This window comes from Arthrobacter citreus (assembly GCF_038405225.1).
GTDB lineage: Bacteria > Actinomycetota > Actinomycetes > Actinomycetales > Micrococcaceae > Arthrobacter_B > Arthrobacter_B citreus_A.
In genome coordinates this window covers 1689170-1705127 of the sequence record NZ_CP151657.1, presented here as the reverse complement: position 1 = coordinate 1705127, position 15958 = coordinate 1689170, and the positions used below count along the sequence as shown (strand labels likewise).

Here is a 15958-nt window from a genome sequence, read left to right as displayed (position 1 = left end):
GGGCGAAACCTTTCCAACACCAAGGAGCAGAATCCCATGAGCGGACACGGCGCACCCGATAATGACGTCAGCAGCATCAGGGCACAGGCCCTGAACATCCGGGTGGCCATCGTAGCCGCCAGCTGGCACACCGAGATCATGGACGGACTCATCGGCGGCGCCCTTCGTGCCGTTGATGACGCCGGACTGACACCGAAACTGATCCGGGTTCCGGGCAGCTTCGAGCTTCCGGTCGCCGCCGCCCGGCTGGCCCCGCATTATGACGCCGTGGTGGCCCTTGGCGTGGTGATCCGCGGCGGCACACCGCACTTTGACTACGTGTGCTCGGCCGCCACCACGGGCCTGACCGATGTCAGCGTCAGGACCGGCACACCGATCGGTTTCGGCGTACTTACCTGCGATACCGAGCAGCAGGGCCTGGACCGGGCCGGCCTGCCCGGCTCGTCCGAGGACAAGGGCTACGAGGTGGTGGCTGCTGCGGTCAACACGGTGGCCGCTCTGCGCGGCGCCGGGGTCTAGCGGCCCATATCTGAGTCTGAATTCTCACAAACGAAGGGGCGGGTGCAAAACACCCGCCCCTTTTTCGTTACTGCTGAGAATTTCAGTAATTAATGTAAACGCCAGCCGGTGCCGTTCCGCTGAATTGCTGTTCGGGACCGGTCATTCCGTTGAGCTGGCAGGTGGACTGTGTGCCGGCAAAGGACACCTGGTTGAATCCATAGGTCACCATATATGACTGTCCGGCGGGTACGGAGAACGGTCCTATTGCCGCGCCTGCACTCCAAGTGGCGGAACTGGATGCCTCTGCGCTGATTTCAGCCTTAAGCGGCACGGCAATCGAATCGAAGGATACGGATCCCGTTATCGACGCGGTCAATGTTGAGGTCTGGTCCACAGAGGCCATCACGGAGTTGTTCGTCCCGTTGACGTTATTGGCAGTTACCGAACCGGCTGGCACCTGGCTGTTGGCAACCGCATAGTGATTGAACGTCGTGTGTACAGTTCCCGGTTCACATTCGGTTGTATACGCAGATGCTGCGGAGGGGAGAATTGCGGATCCTGCAACGATGCCGGCAGTTGAACAGGAAGATCGCTGTTTTCTTTGTCGTGCGCATCATGGCTCTCCTTATGTACCAAGAATTTCCCGGTACCTCGGTAGAAGACATCCACGTTACCATTCTGTGATCTGCAGTCAAGGGAATTTTATGCATTTTCAAAGATATTTATGTTTGCACGTAAAAACCATTCCGCCGATATGCGATCACGGCATTTCATTGTTTTGCCCGTCTCCTCTGCGAGATAGCCGCCCGGCCCCGGAATGTTGGGTGTGAGGCACCGCGGGGTCCCGTTGCAGGACGGTGTACCGGACACATTCCTCCGGGGCAGTCACCCGCGGTACCGTCATAACCACACGGGCAGCAGACCAGGAGCCGCATCATGGAAAAATCAGCACTGAGCGTCAGCGATTTCATCCGCGCTGTACCTGCCCCGGTGCGTCGGCGCGACGCTGAAAAGCTTCTCGATATGATGGCCCGCATCACCGGTGAGCCGCCGGCCATGTGGGGACGGACGATCGTGGGTTTCGGCAGTTACCACTACCGATACGCCAGCGGGCGGGAGGGCGACGCCGGTGCGGCGGCATTCTCGCCCCGCAAATCCGCAAGCACCATCTACCTCCCCGACGGCGTGGGCGCCTACACCGAACAGCTGGCCCGGCTTGGCGACCACAGCACCGGCGTGAGCTGCCTCTATCTCAAGGATCTGAACAGGGTGGACCTCGGGGTGCTGGAAGAGATCATCACCGAGTCCTACCGGCGGGTGACATCCGAAACCTTCGGTCAACCAGCTGGTGACGCCGGCAGGGACACCTGACCGGCATCCTTGGAGCCGCCGCTGGCGTGAATCAAGGGGCTCGTTAGACCCAGGAGCGCAGCGTCTCGATCAGCGGCTCGGTGGGGCGGCCGATCAGCTTGGACAGGTCGCCCGGTGTGGGGGCCAGGGCGCCGTCGCGCATGTTGGCGTTCAGGGTTTCCACAAACGCTGCCGTTCCCTCATCCATGCCGAATCCGAGGAGCTGCTCATGTTCCTGTTCGGGCGTCAGAACCTGGTAGCGGACCGGCGTGCCCAGCACGTCCTGTGCGGCGGCGGCAAATTCGGTATAGTTCCAGGCCGTATCGCCGGAGAGTTCGTAAGCCTTTCCCTCGTGGCCGGGCGTACTCAGAACGGCGGCGGCAGCTTCGGCATAGTCCCGGCGCGGCGCGGTGGCGATGCGGCCATCGCCGACACTGTTGGCGATCACTCCGCTCTGGCGGGCGCCGTCGAACTCCTGCCGGTGGTTTTCCGTGTACCAGCCGTTGCGCAGGAACGTCGCGGGAATCCCGGAAGCAGTGATCAGCTCTTCGGTGGCTTTGTGATCCGGGGCCAGGGCGAGGGTGGTCGTCGGGGCCTGCAGCGCTGAGGTGTAGACCAGGTGCCCGGCGCCGGCATCCTTTGCCGCCTGCACCGCATTCGCATGAAGCTGGACCCGCCCTCCGGGCTCGCTCAGGGAAATGAGCAGCACGGTGTCGACGCCGGCCAGTGTTGCAGCCGTTCCGGCTGTGTCGTCGAGATCGACGTGCGCCGTGCGCAGGCCGCGGTCTGCGAGGTCGGAGAGGCGCTCGTGGTTGCGGCCCAGGGCAAGGATGCCGCCGGCCACGGTGTTTCGTTCCAGCAGGGAGTCGATGACGAGGCCGCCGAGCTGTCCGGTGGCGCCAAAGATTGCGAGGGTCATGCGGGTTCCTTTCGAACGGTCCCGGCTGAGGTGCCGGGTCCGGAGGGGTTGCGCTGGTGCTGCTGCAGTTTACGCGCTGATTCGAGCACGAAGCAGCGGTCCAGACGTTGTTGATGCCTCAACTTTCTCTTCGCACAGCGAGTCAGGTCGCGACATTTCCCGGCATATGGCACGGTAGGCCGTGATCCGCGTTGATCTGATGCTGATCAGGGCCTACAAGGGAGCGCTCATGGAATCGCCAACCGAAGCCGGTGATGGTGCCGCAGGAAAGATCCGCTTTGGGATCGTGGGGAGTGGATGGAGGAGCGGGTTTTTCCTTCGTGTTGCCCGGGCACTTCCCGACCGCTTCGAGGTAACGGGCCTGGTGACGCGGGATGAGGAAACCGGCCGCCGGATAGAGGCGGACTGGAATGTGCAGCCCTTTGCGTCCGTCGATGACCTGGTGGCTGCGACATCCCCGTCCTTCGTGGTGGTGTCAGTCCCTCGGGATGTGGCCCCCGGGATCATCAGCAGTCTTGCTGGACAGGGGGTTCCGGTGCTCACTGAGACCCCTCCCTCGGCAGACCTGGAAGCATTGACGAGCCTGTATCAGCTGGTGGACAGGGGAGCCGTAATTCAGGTGGCCGAGCAGTACCACTTGTCTCCGCTCCTGCGGTCTCAACTTTTCGTTGCCGCATCGGGGCGGCTGGGAAACATCAGTGAGGTGCAGGTCGCCCAGTGTCATGACTACCACGGGGTGAGCATCATGCGCCGTGCCCTCGGGGTGGGGTTCGAGGACGTCTCCATCACGGCATCGGTCTTCGAGTCGCCGCTGACGAAAGGGCCCAGCAGGAAAGGGGATCCTCAGGAGGAAGTGGTGGTCACCGCCTCGGCGCTGTCCGCCCGGTTCGACTTCGGCAACCGGCTGGGTGTTTACGATTTCGCCTCGGAACAGTACTACTCCTGGATTAGGGGAAACCGTCTGCTGATTCGGGGGCATAGAGGGGAGATCAACAACTTGGATCTTCGATACCTCGCCGACTTCCAGACTCCGATTTTTTCCGACTTCCGCAGGATCATGACGGGGGCGGGCGGGAACATGGAAGGGTTGTTCCTCAGGGGTATTTTGGCCGGCGACGAGTGGGCCTACACCAATGACTTCATGCCCGCACGCCTGAACGACGATGAGCTCGCGATTGCCGAATGCCTTGTCCGCATGGATGAGCATGTGCAGGGCGGGCCCGATCTCTACAGCCTTGCCGAAGCAAGCCAGGACCATTATCTATCCCTTCTGATGAAGGAAGCGGCAGCAACCGGGACAGCGGTCCGTTCGCAGCGTCAGATCTGGTCCTCCTAGCCGGAACGGCCGGCGCGTTCTGATGCGGGCCGCCGCAGGAATGCCGCTGGCCGGCGGCCGTGGCCGCGGGTTAGTGGAGTTCCGGCCACGGGTTCCATTGCCCGGAGGGAGGCAGTACCGTCTCAGCCGCCTGCAGGCGCTCCGGCGGATACTCATCGCGTCGGCTTCGACCGGAGTGCATCCCCGCACCGATTTCCTCCAGCCGGTATTCGATCCACTGCCGCCCGGGAAGGAACCGCTCCGTATAACCGCCCTGCACCACAGTCCGGACACTCCATTCGAGATCATCCGCAAGCTCCAGGACGCCCTCATCGCAGGCATCACAGCCGCAGACCGGGAAGTGGACGTCGTGCAGCGCACCGGCATGCAGATAAACTCCGGGAAACCCGGTCAGGACAAAGGTCAACACTGCTGCACGCGAATCGCTGGGCACGATGCGTACCGCCCGAACCACATTCTCCGGCGGGCGCAGCAGGTCGGAAGCAACCTCCGGGGACTCGTCGACGCTGACGTCGAACGTGTCCTGGAGCCAATCGATAAGGGCATCAGCCACCGCATGCAGGGGTGCAAACCGCTCTGGATAACTGATCCGGCTGTACGCGTCCTCGGGCGGCGACCCTTCCCAGCGCTGGCCATAGCTGATGGGGCGGCCGAGGTCATCCCGATACTCCTGCACCGGGAAGGCCGGGCGCTGGTAGGTGCTCATGCCGTCAGGCTATACCGCCGGCTCATCAACGCCCGCGATCACTCTCCCGCGGTCTGGTGCCGGTGAGAGCGGTCCACGCGACGTCCACCAGGAAAACGATGACCCAGATTTTCCCGGCGTGATAGAAGAAGTTGCCGAGGCCCTCCGTGCCGGATGACCCACCGGAGGCAAGGAATGAGCCCATGTCCCCGCTGGCGGCAAGATCAGCCAGCCAGGACAGACCGATGAGGACCAGGACGAGCTGGGCTGCGGCAAACAGTGCGGTGTGCCAACCCAGGTCGCTCCAGCGGCTTCGGGCATCGTGTGGGGATACCGCCGGTTCTTCCGCGGGTACCTGGCTGTCGCTGACGGGATCGGCTGGAGCGCGAGCGGGAGCCTGCGTAGGAGCAGGTTCGGGTGCGGTCGCGGCTTCCAGGGATGCCGGGGCTTCCAGGGAATCGGGTGCGGCGGGTACGGGTACAGCGGGAAGAGCATGCGGCAGGAGGGGTGCGCCGGCAGAAGGACGGTCGTCAACGCCGGACCGCCGGATGGCCCATGGGGTGATCACGGCGCCCGCGGCAATCACTGCGGCGAAAATCAGGCACGCTGCAGTCCAGGACGCGGTTCCATAGGCGAACCCGGCCAGCAGGGTTCCGGCGGCCGCTCCCGCAAGGCTGGCTGACTCATACATTCCAAAACCCCTGCCGGCATGGACGCCGGCAGTTTCCGCGATCACCGCCTGCTCAATCGGGATGATCGCCGCCCACGCTGCGCCGCTGAGGACCCACAGGACCGCAATCCACAGCGGCGACGGTGCGAAGGCCAGCGCCGCGGCAAAGCTGGCACTCGCCAGCGCTGCAGTGGCGGCAACTCTGCGGCGGCCAATGCGCAGCACCAGGCGGTGCGCGGGCCCGGGAAGTACGGCCACCGCTATGGCACCGGGCAGGAAGACCAGGGCAATGGAGATGACATCGAGGTCGAAGGCCTGCTGCAGGTGCAGTAACAGCAGCAGGCCCACGGCGGCCTCAGCCAGCGATGTCACTGCTGTTGCCAGCACCATCGGCCGCAGTCGATCCGGGTAAAGCGGCGCGGACGGTGGCGCGGACGACGGCGAATCGGCCGACGGCGGTGCACCCCCGCTGGGGGTCGAGGGAAGGCCAGCGGTGAGGGCGAGAGCGACGGCCGCTGTCGCACACGCTGCGGCAGCAGCGAGAAAGACACCCCGGTAGTCGATGCTGCCCAGCAGGGTCATGCCCGCCACAAAGGCTATCCAGGAGCCGGTCTCCTGCCAGGACAGAAGCGTTGCGTAGGCGCCGGAATCGTTCGTGATTGATTCGCTGACGATCGCCCGGGCCGCAACCCAGAACAGTGCACCGCCGATCCCGCCCAGCACCGCGGACAGGAAAGCAAGGGCCGGTCCCTCTGAGAACGCATATCCCACGCATGAGAGGGCATACAGTGCAGCTCCGATGCCCGCTATATAACGGCGTTCCCAGCGGTCCGCGAGTATTCCGGCCGGATACCGGGCTGCGAAGGAAACGACCAGCTCGGACGCCACCAATGCACCGATAAGGAAGGAGTCGAGTCCAAGGGCTGCGCCTGCCCACAGCGGAATGAGGAAGTCCAGCAGTTCGCCGGGACCGCCGACAAGGGCCGAGGCCCACCTGACAGTGGACTGGCGGCGTGCCGCTAAGACGGTGGAGGCGCTCATCGAGTCAGAATACACATGTATTCTCAAGTGGTGAAGACGTCCGAAAACAAGAGTGAAGCCTTCGCCTCGGCTGCCCTGTCTCTCATCGCAGCAGCCGGCATCCAGGCCGTCAGCGTCCGTTCGGTGGCGGCCGCAGCTGGATGGTCCGCGGGTGCACTGCAAAAGGCGTTTGCCACCAAGGACGCTCTGCTGAAGGCGGCCGTGGACCTGATGGTGTCCCGGGTGGAACAGCGCATGGACGCGGTGCCCTTCAGCGCAGACGTGGTCGAATACCTGGCAACTCTGGTCAAGGAGACGCTTCCGCTGGACCCTGTTCGCCGGGAGGAGGCCATTGTCTGGAATGCGTTTGCTGCCGAAGCGGCGCACACCCCGTGGATCGCGGAAATTCTCATTCAACAGGATGAGGCCGTGCTGAATCAGCTGGCGGACGTGCTGCGTTCGATGGGAAACGCGGCGCCGGAGGAAACAGCTGCCGGCATCATTGCCGTCTCGGACGGTTTCGCGCTGCGTCTGCTCTACGATCCAGACCGGTCCGCGCAGCTGGAAGGCGCCCTGACACCGCTGATCAGGCTGCTACTGGCGTAACCCGGCGGTTCTTGAGGCCAGCAGGATCACGCCGACGGCTGCGCTCCACAGGGTGAGCGTATCGAAGGAGATCCGTTCGGCGAGGCCGAGGCCCACGGCAGCCGAGGGACCGCCGGCAATCGCATCAATGAACATCACGAATCCGGCTATCGACAGTGCCACACAGGCGATGGTGAGCGCCGCTGTCCAGCGGCCGGCGGAACTGCCACGGAGAGCAAAAACCAGCACAATCATGCCCGCCCACTGGACCGGCGCCTGGACAAGGGCGGTGATGTTGTGGGCTTCAGGCTGCAGGTCCCAGGGGAAGACACCAACCAGCACCAGCAGGACCCCGCTGACCGCGAGGAGGGCCATGGCCGCGTGGCCGGCCCGCCGCCGGGGCCAGGCCGACCAGAGGAGGACGGCGCCGGCCGCCAGCAGCGCACCGTTGGCGGCGGTGCCGGCGTTCGCGAGCAGGTGCGCGGGCGAGCAAATGTACCGCTCCACCGGGGTCCCCGGGTCAAAGGTGGCGCAGGTGGTGACGCCAAGGTCGCTGATTGTGTTGGATCCCCAGGAGTAGGGACGCGGCCACCGGGCGGCCGCAATGATCTGCGCGGGAAACGTCACTAAGCAGAGGACCCAGAGTGCGGCACCCCACCGATCTCGTGTCATGGCAAAAGAGGATATACCGCGGGTGGACCCTGTGACCCGGGGGTAGCGTGAAAAAGAACGCCCGGGGGTAGCGTGGAGACACACCCCGGAACCGCCCTCCGCGGCATGCGGCATCAGGCAGCAGGGAGAATCCATGACCGAACCAGCACCAGTCAGCGCGCGTCTTTATGCGCCGGGAGCCGTCCAGATCCGCGGCGCCCGGGTCCACAACCTGAAGGATGTCGACGTCGACGTTCCCCTGGACCGGCTGGTGGCCGTCGCGGGGGTGTCCGGGTCCGGGAAGTCCTCACTCGCCATGGGTGTGCTGTACGCGGAGGGGTCGCGCCGTTACATTGAGGCACTGTCCACCTATACTCGGCGCCGGATGTCGCACGCCGCCCGCGCATCGGTGGATTCCGTCCGTCACGTTCCCGCCGCGCTGGCACTGCGCCAGCGGCCCGGGGTGCCGGGGGTCCGCTCCACCTTCGGTACGTCCACCGAGCTGCTGAACGTGCTGCGCGTGATGTTCTCCCGGCTCGGCTCGCACCTGTGCCCCAACGGCCACCGGCTGCCCCCGACTATCGACGTTGCCGCCGACAAGGAGCTGGTGTGCCCCGAGTGCGGTGTATCGTTCCGTCCGCCCGGCGCGGAGTTCCTCGCCTTCAACTCCGACGGCGCCTGTCCCCGGTGCGAGGGCACCGGAACGGTCCGGGATGTCGACGACGGCGCCCTCGTTCCGGATCCTTCCAAGACCATCAACGACGGCGCGGTGGCACCCTGGAGCATGTTCGGACTGACGGTGATGCCGCAGGTCGTGGCGGAATTCGGCGTACGCACCAACGTGCCGTACGCCGAACTCACGGAACGCGAGAAGCAAATAGTGATGGACGGGCCGGAGGAGAAAAGGCACATCAGCGTGCCCTCGAAGAGCGGCAAACTCTTCGAGCTGAACTTCACCTACCGCAATGCCCGGCTGGCGGTGCGGGAGGCCATGAACAACGCCACCAGCGAGAAGGGCCTGGCACGCGTTGTCCGCTTCATCGTTTCGCAGGTGTGCCCGGACTGCGGCGGCTCGCGGCTTTCCCCTCAGGCGCTCGGGACGCAGGTGGACGGGATCAACCTGGCGGAAGCCTCGGCGAAAACGCTGGATGAGGCGCTCGCATGGGTCCCAGCAATTCCTGGCCGGCTGCCCGGGGACATGCGTTCCATGGCCCGGATGATTGTTGCCCAGTTCGAGGACATGGCCCGGCGCCTGGTCCAGTTGGGCCTGGGCTACCTCAGCCTCAACCGGGCAGGTTCAACCCTGTCCACCGGAGAGCGGCAGCGGGTGCAACTGGCCCGGGCGGTGCGCAATGAAACCACCGGCGTGCTGTACGTCCTCGACGAGCCATCCATCGGTCTTCATCCCGTCAACGTTGAAGGCCTGCTGGGGGTGATGCGTGATCTGCTCAACGGCGGAAACTCAGTGGTGCTGGTTGACCACGACGTGCAGGTGCTGCGCGAAGCGGACTGGATGATTGAACTGGGTCCCGGCTCCGGCGCCGAGGGCGGGTCCATCATCGCCGAAGGCACCATCGCCCAGATGGCGGCCAACCCGGATTCATTGATTGCACCCTTCCTTGGCGGCAGTGGAGACACGGCCGCCAGGAACGCCGGCAAGGACGCCGGTGAGGACTCGGGTGCTGACGTCTTGGTGCGCAAACGTTCAGACGGGGGAGCACTCTTCGAAAACGGCACCATCAGCCTCAAGACCTCTCCGCTGCACACCGTCCACGCCCTCGACGTCGTGATCCCGAAAGGGCGGCTCACCGCGGTCACGGGCATGTCCTGATCCGGGAAAACCACGCTTGTCCTGGAAAGCCTCGTGCCGGCCATTAAAGCGGTGGAACATGACACGGCACTGCCGGGACACGTGCTGTCGGTTGATGCCGCCGGGCTGACCCGGGTGGATGTGGTGGATGCAACGCCCATCGGAGTGAACATCCGCTCCACTGTTGCCACCTACTCCGGCATCCTGGATGACCTGCGCCGGGCCTATGCCGCCACCGATGCCGCGAAGGAGCGCGGGCTGAAGGCGGGCGACTTCTCCTACAACACCGGATCCCTGCGCTGCCCGCGCTGTGAGGGGACCGGGCAGGTGGTCCTGGATGTGCAGTTCCTGCCCGACGTCGACATTCCCTGCCCCGACTGCGGGGGGACACGTTACGCCCCGGCCGCCGACGCCGTCGTCCTCCCCACCGCGAAAGGCGACTTTCCGCTGCCGGCACTGCTGGCCCTGACCGTGCGCGAAGCGCGGGAGGCCCTGGATGCGCTGCCCAAGGCACGCCGGAAACTGCAGACCCTCATTGACCTTGGACTCGGGTATCTGACCCTGGGCGAGGACACTCCGGCCCTCTCCGGCGGAGAAGCCCAGCGCCTCAAACTCGCCGGGGAACTGGGCCGGGACCAGTCCGGCACCCTGTTTGTCCTGGATGAACCCACCGTCGGCCTGCACCCCCTGGACACCCGGGTGCTGATCGGCGTGCTGGACCGGCTCCTCGCCAAGGGAGCCACGATTGTGGTCATCGAACATGACCTGGATCTGATCGCCAACGCGGATCACGTCCTGGACATGGGTCCCGGGGGAGGCGCGGCCGGCGGGCGGATCATCGCCACCGGTACGCCGGACGACGTCGCCGGGAACCTTGCCAGCAGCACCGGCCGCTATCTCAGGGAGCATCTGAGCCGCTGGCCTGGCTGGGCTGGTTGCGGATCCCGACGAACGCGATGAGTCCCGCTGCGGCGAACAGCACTGCCGTGGCCAGCACGGTGCGCTGAAAGCCGGGGAAATCCAGAGCGCCGCCGGAAATGGTGCCGGCCATGGCAATGGACACAAGCCCGGCCACCCGCGATACGGCGTTGTTCACCGCCGAGCCGATCCCGGCCTCCTCCGGGCGAAGCGAGCCGAGAACGGCCGAGGTCAGTGGGGCCACCATAACCGCCAGCCCCACGCTGAAGACCAGCAGGCCGGGCAGCATCTGCGTCAGGAAGTTCAGTGGCGGGCTCACCGAGAACATGAGCGCAAAACCCGCACCGCAGATAAGAGGCCCCGCAGTCATGAACAGGCGCGGTCCGTAAATGCCGGCCAGCTTTCCAAACTGCGCCGCGAGCAGCAGCATGACCACCGGGAGGGGAAGAGCGGCAAATCCTGCCTTCGTCGCGGAAAACCCGCCGGCTTCCTGAATAAAAACGGTGACCGAAAATGTCCCCAGCGAAATGCCCGCGTAGGCTGCGGCGGTCACCAGGTTGCCGTAGCGGAAGTTGCGGGCGCGGAACAGGGACAGCGGCATCATGGGTGCCGGGGTGCGGGCCTCGCGGAGGACAAAGAGCCCGAGGGCCAGGAACCCCGCAACCAGGGGAACGGCGACGGCGGGATGCAGCCAGCCGAGACGGTCCTGTTCGATCAGGGCATAAACCGGACCGGCGAGGCCCGCAATGGCCAGCAGTGCGCCGGGCAGGTCAAGGGCGGCTTTCCGCGGTGCAGTGCGGTCCTGCATCCCCGCCATCAGGAACAGGGTAAGGGCCACCGGCAGAACATTCACGGCGAAGATCAGCCGCCAGCTGACCAGATCCACGAGGACGCCGCCCAGCAGTGGGCCAATGATGGCAGCGGTTCCGGTCCAGGCTGTCCACCGGCCAATGGCGCGGGACAGCCCGGGCTCCCGGTACGCCGTCGTAATCAGGGCAAGCGAACTCGGCACCAGCAGCGCCGCCGTCGTTCCCTGGATGGCGCGGGCCAGGATCAGGACGCCGGGACTCCACGCCAGGGCGCAGGCAACGGATGCGGCGGCAAACCCGATCAGGCCGATGCGGAGGATCCTCAGCCGCCCGAAGGAATCCGAGAGGGACCCGGCCAGCAGGATCAGAGCGCCCAGCGTGAGCAGGTATGCGTTCACGGCCCACTGCTGGGTGGCTAGTCCGCCACCCAGGTCCGCGCTCACCGCAGGCAGGGCCACGGTGACGATGGAACCGTCAAGAAAGGCGACAAAGGACGCCAGGATGGCTACGGCCAGAAGTCTCCCGCTGCCGGCCGGGCCAGCATCTGCACCTGCCATCCGGGTCCTCCTGCCGGCTATGCCTACATGCTGGCACTTCGGGCCGGGGTTGCACAGTAACGCGCACTAGATACCACCCCTATCCAGAACTGGATAGTAAGACTATCCTTCGATGCATGGACTGGAACCCATTCATCGCTACCCACGCCGTCGCGGCCTTGTATGCCCTTGCCCTTGGGCCCATCAACATTCTCCGCCGCCGCCGGGACCGAACGCACCGCATGCTCGGGTACACCTGGGCCGGCGCCATGTACTTCGTCTGCCTGAGCAGCTTTTGGATTGTGTCCGACGGGCACTTCAGCTGGCTCCACGGCCTCTCCGTGTTCACCACCGTGACGGTCAGCCTTGGCATCCTGGCAGCGGTGAGGCGAAACATCCGGTGGCACATGATGAACATGATCGGCAGCTACATCGGATTGCTTACCGCTTTCATTTTCGCGACGATCGTTCCATCCCGGAACATCCCGCGGCTCCTGGCGAGTGATCCGCTGACCGCATGGCTGGCGGCGGCGTTTGTCCTCGCCAGCGTTGTCAGCCTTTATGGCGTGCTGAAGCCCGGAAAGCGACGCCGCCGCCCGGCTGCCCGGCTGGCAGTTGGACCCTGAGGGCGTCGCGGACCGTGACCACGCCGTCGTGGAGCGCAACGCACATGCGCCCAAAAGCCCGACGGTGAGCGTGGCGGCTCCGGCTCGCTCCTTCCTGGCCGACGCTGCCGTGCAGCTCGTTGAACCCAGCCGTTCCCGCACGGCGTTAGATTAAAACCATGGCTGCCACCCCCGCCCAGCGTGTCCTCTTCCACGGCGTGACCGGAAGCGGAAAAACATCCGCCGCCCGTGCCTATGCTCAGGCGGTGGGACTGCCGTTCCATCCAGCCGACGACGTCGTGGGCTGGCTTCCGGAATGGCGGAAGCGTCCGGTTGAGGAACAGCGGAAGATAGCGGCAGCCATCGCCGCGGGGGACCGGTGGGTGGTGGACAGTGCCTGGTCGTCCGTCCGTGAGCTGCTGCTGGCCAGGGCCGAGCTCGTCGTCGCCCTGGACTATCCGCGGTGGCTGTCCCTGGGCCGCCTGCTGCGCCGGACCGTCCGCCGCTGTATCACCGGGGAGCAGGTCTGCAACGGCAATACCGAGACCTGGCGTCTGGTGCTCTCCCGGGACTCGATCATTGTGTGGCATTTCCGCAGCTTTGCCGCCAAGCGGCAGTCGCTTGCGGCCATGAAGGCGGATCCGGGCATGCCGCCGGTCATCAGCTTCTGGCGTCCCCGGGATCTGGAGGCCTGGATCGCCGAGGCCGGACAGGCAACCGGGGCGGCCGAAACCTCCGCACGGTAGACAATCCGTCTGGCCGCCCGGAGACTTCTCCCACCGCCAACCTGCGAAAGGATGAGCATTATGCCCACCAAGATCACGTTTGTTATCGACAACCCGTCGGATCCCGATGCCTTTGAGACCGCCTATAAAGGCATCGCGGACAGCGCCAAGCAGCTCCCCAAGCTGCAGCGGTACGAAGCCGGAAAGGTTTGGCCGAAAGAGGACGGCAGTCCCACTCCCGCCCACCGGACACTGGATCTGTACTTCGACAGTTATGAGGACGCCTCAGCAGCCGTCACAACGCCTCCCTTTGGGGACCTTATTGGTCAGCTGAAGGGCACCGAGGCCACCTTCCGCGCCCTGTTCTCGGAGGTGGAAGACAGCTAGCCGCGGCTTGCACCTCATGTCCATGGTTCCTATGCCCATGGTTCTGCCGGGGCCTCTGACCCTGTTTCCTCTGGGGCGGGGCAGGGGCTCCGGACCTCCAACGTAGGATGCAAGCATGAGTCTGGACAGTGCGGCAGTAAACCCGGCGGCTCCTCCGTCAGACACCGGAGGCATCCCGGTTCCCGTCCCGCAGGCTGGGCTCTACGAGCCGCCGCTGCTGCACCCGGTCCATCGGATCGGGCGGCGCACCGTGGATTTTCGCCGTCAGGTTGCCCTGATGGCCGTCATCAACCGGACTCCGGATTCCTTCTACGACGCCGGCCGCACCTTTGCACTCGATGCGGCAGTGGCGGCGGCAATGCAGGCGGCTGACGACGGCGCGGACTGGGTGGATATCGGCGGTGTTCCGTTTGCTCCGGGTCCCGCCCTGGACGCCGCGGAGGAAGCAGCCCGCGTGGTTCCCGTGATCAGGGCCGTCCGGGAATACTCCAACGTCATCATTTCCGCCGATACTTTCCTGCCGGCCGTGGCCGAAGCGGCCATCCTTGCCGGAGCCACCGTCATCAATGACACGACTGGTCTGTCCAACCCGGATCTGGCCCGGGTGGCCGCGGACGCGGGAGTGCATCTGGTGATCACCCACAGCCTCGCGGCGCCCCGCACGGTTTATCCCCGGCCGCAGTACGCAGATGTCGTGGTTGAGGTGGCGGAGTTCCTGAGCCGGCGTGCCGAATATGCCCAGGAGCTGGGTGTGCCTGCGGACAAGATCATCATCGATCCGGGCCATGACCTGAACAAGAACACCCTTCATTCCCTGGAGCTGACCCGCCGGCTCGCCGAAATCGCGGCGCTCGGATATCCGGTGCTGGCCGCCGTCTCCAACAAGGACTTCATCGGCGAGACCCTGGACGCACCGAAAACGGAACGGATGGAAGGTTCCCTTGCGGCCGGCGTCGCCAGCATCATGAACGGCGCCCGCATCCTCCGGATGCACAACGTCCCAGCGGCCCGAAGCGCCATCCGCATGACCGAAGCGATCCTGGGGTGGCGGGCGCCGGCCTACCTCCGCCACAACATGGGCGATGTCAACGAGCCGGTCGTGCAGGCATGAGCGCGCCCGCTGCCGCTGCGATTACCGTTGCCGGCACCGCCGCTGGGCTCAGCGACGACGAGCTGCTGGCGGCTTATGCCTGGGATTTTCCCTCCGGGAGGGCGGACGGGCCGCTGTTCCGGTTCAACTTTGTGGCCTCGGTGGACGGCGCTGCGGCGCTGGATGGCCGGTCCGGCGGCCTGGGTGACGGCGCGGACAGCCGGGTGTTCGCGCTGCTCCGGCAAACCGCTGATGTCATCCTGGTGGGGGCGGGCACGGTGCGCGCCGAGGGATACTCCGGGGAACTCCTGGCACCGGACAGCCAATCCTGGCGTGGTGCGCGTGGCATGACCGCCCATCCCGGGCTGGCCATTGTTTCCGGATCACTGGATCTGGCCCCGGACAGTGCCTTGTTCCGGGAGGCTCCCGTTCGCCCACTGCTTTTGACCGCGGCCACCGCCCCTGCAGGGCGGAGGGCGGCGCTCGAGCGGGTGGCCGACGTCGTCGTGGCGGGGGAGCCGACGGTGGAACCGGACCAGGTGGCCCGTGCGCTGGCGGGCCGGGGTTTTCTCCGGGTCCTGTGCGAGGGCGGACCTCAGCTTTTGGGATCCTTCCAAGCCGCTGACCTCGTGGATGAGCTGTGCCTGACCGTGAGCCCGCTGCTGACCGCCGGCACCGCCACCCGGATTACGGCGGGAACCCCGGAAATGACGCCGCACCGCATGGAACTGGTGCATGTGCTCCGCGGCGGCGACACGCTGCTTCTCCGGTACGGGCGTGCCGGTGCCGGGACCACCGGCAGTTCCTAGCTCTCGACGTCGTACACGGGTGCGGCGCACCGTGCTAGTTTCGTGCGCATGCCGCTGACTTCCATCGCGACCGACAATGACGTCCTCGCCATCTCCTGGTTTTTCGCCGTCCCCGCGGATTCCGTCTGGGCCGGGTTCGATGACCGGGAGGTTCTTTCCCACTGGTTGGGCCGGGCCATCGAAGTGAACGTGTCCGCGGGCGGGGCCCTCGTCGTCGACCACGGTGAGGGGTACCTATCCCGAAGCGTCATTACCGAGGCTGACCGGCCCCAGCGGCTGAGCATGACGTGGGAATTCCCGGATGAACCGGATTCCCGGGTCACCATAACGTTCCACTCCGAAGACGCGGGAACCAGGATGGACTTTGCCCACCACGATCTGGGGGACCTGATGAACTCGTACGGTCCCGGCTGGATCACGCACCTGACGTATCTGGAGGCCGCCGTGAACGGTGCACCGGTGCCCCTGTCCCAGTTTTGGCCGGTGCACGCCACTTTGGAGACGCTCTATGCCGGGGCCCGCCGCTGAGCCGGTTCCGGCACGGGCACTCCA

At 65.5% G+C, this 15958-nt stretch carries 18 protein-coding genes; 13 read left to right on the top strand and 5 right to left on the bottom strand.

Annotated features, from left to right (window positions below):
- The first annotated feature begins 36 nt into the window (after positions 1 to 36).
- The 3 genes from ribH (at position 37) to AAE021_RS07890 (ending at position 1872) form a co-directional block, all read left to right on the top strand.
- The gene (ribH, locus tag AAE021_RS07900) at positions 37 to 519 is read left to right on the top strand and encodes a 6,7-dimethyl-8-ribityllumazine synthase (RefSeq protein WP_342025065.1); all 483 of its coding nucleotides are present in this window, start codon (positions 37 to 39) and stop codon (positions 517 to 519) included.
- A 266-nt stretch (positions 520 to 785) separates the two neighbouring features.
- Positions 786 to 980, top strand: a complete 195-nt coding sequence (locus AAE021_RS07895; RefSeq protein ID WP_342025064.1) for a hypothetical protein — start codon at positions 786 to 788, stop codon at positions 978 to 980.
- 457 nt (positions 981 to 1437) lie between these two features.
- Positions 1438 to 1872, top strand: coding sequence for a DUF1801 domain-containing protein (locus AAE021_RS07890; protein WP_342025063.1), 435 nt, complete (start codon positions 1438 to 1440; stop codon positions 1870 to 1872).
- A gap of 43 nt (positions 1873 to 1915) precedes the next feature.
- Here the strand turns inward: AAE021_RS07890 and AAE021_RS07885 are convergent, their stop codons facing one another.
- Complete coding sequence (locus tag AAE021_RS07885; RefSeq protein ID WP_342025062.1) at positions 1916 to 2770, bottom strand: SDR family oxidoreductase; 855 nt, start codon at positions 2768 to 2770, stop codon at positions 1916 to 1918.
- A 229-nt stretch (positions 2771 to 2999) separates the two neighbouring features.
- On the opposite strand from AAE021_RS07885, the gene AAE021_RS07880 reads away from it, so the two are divergent.
- Entirely contained in the window at positions 3000 to 4106 is a 1107-nt protein-coding gene (locus tag AAE021_RS07880; protein WP_342025061.1) for a Gfo/Idh/MocA family protein, read from the top strand.
- A gap of 70 nt (positions 4107 to 4176) precedes the next feature.
- Here the strand turns inward: AAE021_RS07880 and AAE021_RS07875 are convergent, their stop codons facing one another.
- Positions 4177 to 4812 (bottom strand): DUF6226 family protein, encoded by a 636-nt coding sequence (locus tag AAE021_RS07875; RefSeq protein ID WP_342025060.1) that lies wholly within the window; start codon positions 4810 to 4812, stop codon positions 4177 to 4179.
- A 25-nt stretch (positions 4813 to 4837) separates the two neighbouring features.
- Entirely contained in the window at positions 4838 to 6502 is a 1665-nt protein-coding gene (locus AAE021_RS07870) for an MFS transporter (protein ID WP_342025059.1), read from the bottom strand.
- A gap of 30 nt (positions 6503 to 6532) precedes the next feature.
- On the opposite strand from AAE021_RS07870, the gene AAE021_RS07865 reads away from it, so the two are divergent.
- Positions 6533 to 7087, top strand: a complete 555-nt coding sequence (locus AAE021_RS07865) for a TetR family transcriptional regulator C-terminal domain-containing protein (RefSeq protein ID WP_342025058.1) — start codon at positions 6533 to 6535, stop codon at positions 7085 to 7087.
- Here AAE021_RS07865 and AAE021_RS07860 read toward each other — a convergent pair.
- On the bottom strand, positions 7076 to 7738 hold the full coding sequence (locus AAE021_RS07860) for a DUF998 domain-containing protein (RefSeq protein ID WP_342025057.1): 663 nt from the start codon (positions 7736 to 7738) through the stop codon (positions 7076 to 7078). The two genes, AAE021_RS07865 and AAE021_RS07860, sit on opposite strands and share 12 nt — an antisense overlap.
- A 133-nt stretch (positions 7739 to 7871) precedes the next feature.
- Between AAE021_RS07860 and AAE021_RS07855 the strand changes: the two genes are divergently transcribed.
- Together AAE021_RS07855 and AAE021_RS07850 are read left to right on the top strand one after the other, a co-directional pair.
- A complete protein-coding gene (locus AAE021_RS07855; protein ID WP_342025056.1) occupies positions 7872 to 9548 on the top strand; it encodes a hypothetical protein in 1677 nt (558 codons plus the stop codon).
- Positions 9549 to 9581: 33 nt separating this feature from the next.
- Positions 9582 to 10487 carry a hypothetical protein gene (locus AAE021_RS07850; protein ID WP_342025055.1) on the top strand — a complete coding sequence of 302 codons (906 nt, stop codon included), beginning with the start codon at positions 9582 to 9584 and terminating at the stop codon, positions 10485 to 10487.
- Here the strand turns inward: AAE021_RS07850 and AAE021_RS07845 are convergent.
- On the bottom strand, positions 10426 to 11811 hold the full coding sequence (locus tag AAE021_RS07845; RefSeq protein WP_342025054.1) for an MFS transporter: 1386 nt from the start codon (positions 11809 to 11811) through the stop codon (positions 10426 to 10428). The two genes, AAE021_RS07850 and AAE021_RS07845, sit on opposite strands and share 62 nt — an antisense overlap.
- Positions 11812 to 11927: 116 nt before the next feature.
- On the opposite strand from AAE021_RS07845, the gene AAE021_RS07840 reads away from it, so the two are divergent.
- The 6 genes from AAE021_RS07840 (at position 11928) to AAE021_RS07815 (ending at position 15934) form a co-directional block, all read left to right on the top strand.
- Positions 11928 to 12416 carry a DUF2306 domain-containing protein gene (locus AAE021_RS07840; protein WP_342025053.1) on the top strand — a complete coding sequence of 163 codons (489 nt, stop codon included), beginning with the start codon at positions 11928 to 11930 and terminating at the stop codon, positions 12414 to 12416.
- Positions 12417 to 12574: 158 nt separating this feature from the next.
- Complete coding sequence (locus AAE021_RS07835) at positions 12575 to 13141, top strand: adenylate kinase (protein ID WP_342025052.1); 567 nt, start codon at positions 12575 to 12577, stop codon at positions 13139 to 13141.
- A gap of 60 nt (positions 13142 to 13201) precedes the next feature.
- Positions 13202 to 13507, top strand: coding sequence for an EthD family reductase (locus AAE021_RS07830; RefSeq protein ID WP_342025051.1), 306 nt, complete (start codon positions 13202 to 13204; stop codon positions 13505 to 13507).
- A gap of 115 nt (positions 13508 to 13622) precedes the next feature.
- Complete coding sequence (gene folP, locus AAE021_RS07825; RefSeq protein ID WP_342025050.1) at positions 13623 to 14618, top strand: dihydropteroate synthase; 996 nt, start codon at positions 13623 to 13625, stop codon at positions 14616 to 14618.
- On the top strand, positions 14615 to 15406 hold the full coding sequence (locus tag AAE021_RS07820) for a pyrimidine reductase family protein (RefSeq protein WP_342025049.1): 792 nt from the start codon (positions 14615 to 14617) through the stop codon (positions 15404 to 15406). The genes folP and AAE021_RS07820 overlap by 4 nt, the downstream gene beginning before the upstream one ends.
- 48 nt (positions 15407 to 15454) lie before the next feature.
- On the top strand, positions 15455 to 15934 hold the full coding sequence (locus AAE021_RS07815; protein WP_342025048.1) for an SRPBCC domain-containing protein: 480 nt from the start codon (positions 15455 to 15457) through the stop codon (positions 15932 to 15934).
- Positions 15935 to 15958 lie beyond the last annotated feature (24 nt).

What these genes read in the sequence shown, in the direction of transcription:
- AAE021_RS07890 (WP_342025063.1), top strand. Translation starts at nt 1,438, where the DNA reads ATGGAAAAATCAGCACTGAGCGTCAGCGATTTCATCCGCGCTGTACCT.
- AAE021_RS07820 (WP_342025049.1), top strand. Translation starts at nt 14,615, where the DNA reads ATGAGCGCGCCCGCTGCCGCTGCGATTACCGTTGCCGGCACCGCCGCT.
- ribH (WP_342025065.1), top strand. Translation starts at nt 37, where the DNA reads ATGAGCGGACACGGCGCACCCGATAATGACGTCAGCAGCATCAGGGCA.
- AAE021_RS07880 (WP_342025061.1), top strand. Translation starts at nt 3,000, where the DNA reads ATGGAATCGCCAACCGAAGCCGGTGATGGTGCCGCAGGAAAGATCCGC.
- AAE021_RS07870 (WP_342025059.1), bottom strand. Translation starts at nt 6,502, where the DNA reads ATGAGCGCCTCCACCGTCTTAGCGGCACGCCGCCAGTCCACTGTCAGG.
- AAE021_RS07855 (WP_342025056.1), top strand. Translation starts at nt 7,872, where the DNA reads ATGACCGAACCAGCACCAGTCAGCGCGCGTCTTTATGCGCCGGGAGCC.
- AAE021_RS07830 (WP_342025051.1), top strand. Translation starts at nt 13,202, where the DNA reads ATGCCCACCAAGATCACGTTTGTTATCGACAACCCGTCGGATCCCGAT.
- AAE021_RS07885 (WP_342025062.1), bottom strand. Translation starts at nt 2,770, where the DNA reads ATGACCCTCGCAATCTTTGGCGCCACCGGACAGCTCGGCGGCCTCGTC.
- AAE021_RS07845 (WP_342025054.1), bottom strand. Translation starts at nt 11,811, where the DNA reads ATGGCAGGTGCAGATGCTGGCCCGGCCGGCAGCGGGAGACTTCTGGCC.
- folP (WP_342025050.1), top strand. Translation starts at nt 13,623, where the DNA reads ATGAGTCTGGACAGTGCGGCAGTAAACCCGGCGGCTCCTCCGTCAGAC.
- AAE021_RS07835 (WP_342025052.1), top strand. Translation starts at nt 12,575, where the DNA reads ATGGCTGCCACCCCCGCCCAGCGTGTCCTCTTCCACGGCGTGACCGGA.
- AAE021_RS07840 (WP_342025053.1), top strand. Translation starts at nt 11,928, where the DNA reads ATGGACTGGAACCCATTCATCGCTACCCACGCCGTCGCGGCCTTGTAT.
- AAE021_RS07860 (WP_342025057.1), bottom strand. Translation starts at nt 7,738, where the DNA reads ATGACACGAGATCGGTGGGGTGCCGCACTCTGGGTCCTCTGCTTAGTG.
- AAE021_RS07875 (WP_342025060.1), bottom strand. Translation starts at nt 4,812, where the DNA reads ATGAGCACCTACCAGCGCCCGGCCTTCCCGGTGCAGGAGTATCGGGAT.
- AAE021_RS07815 (WP_342025048.1), top strand. Translation starts at nt 15,455, where the DNA reads ATGCCGCTGACTTCCATCGCGACCGACAATGACGTCCTCGCCATCTCC.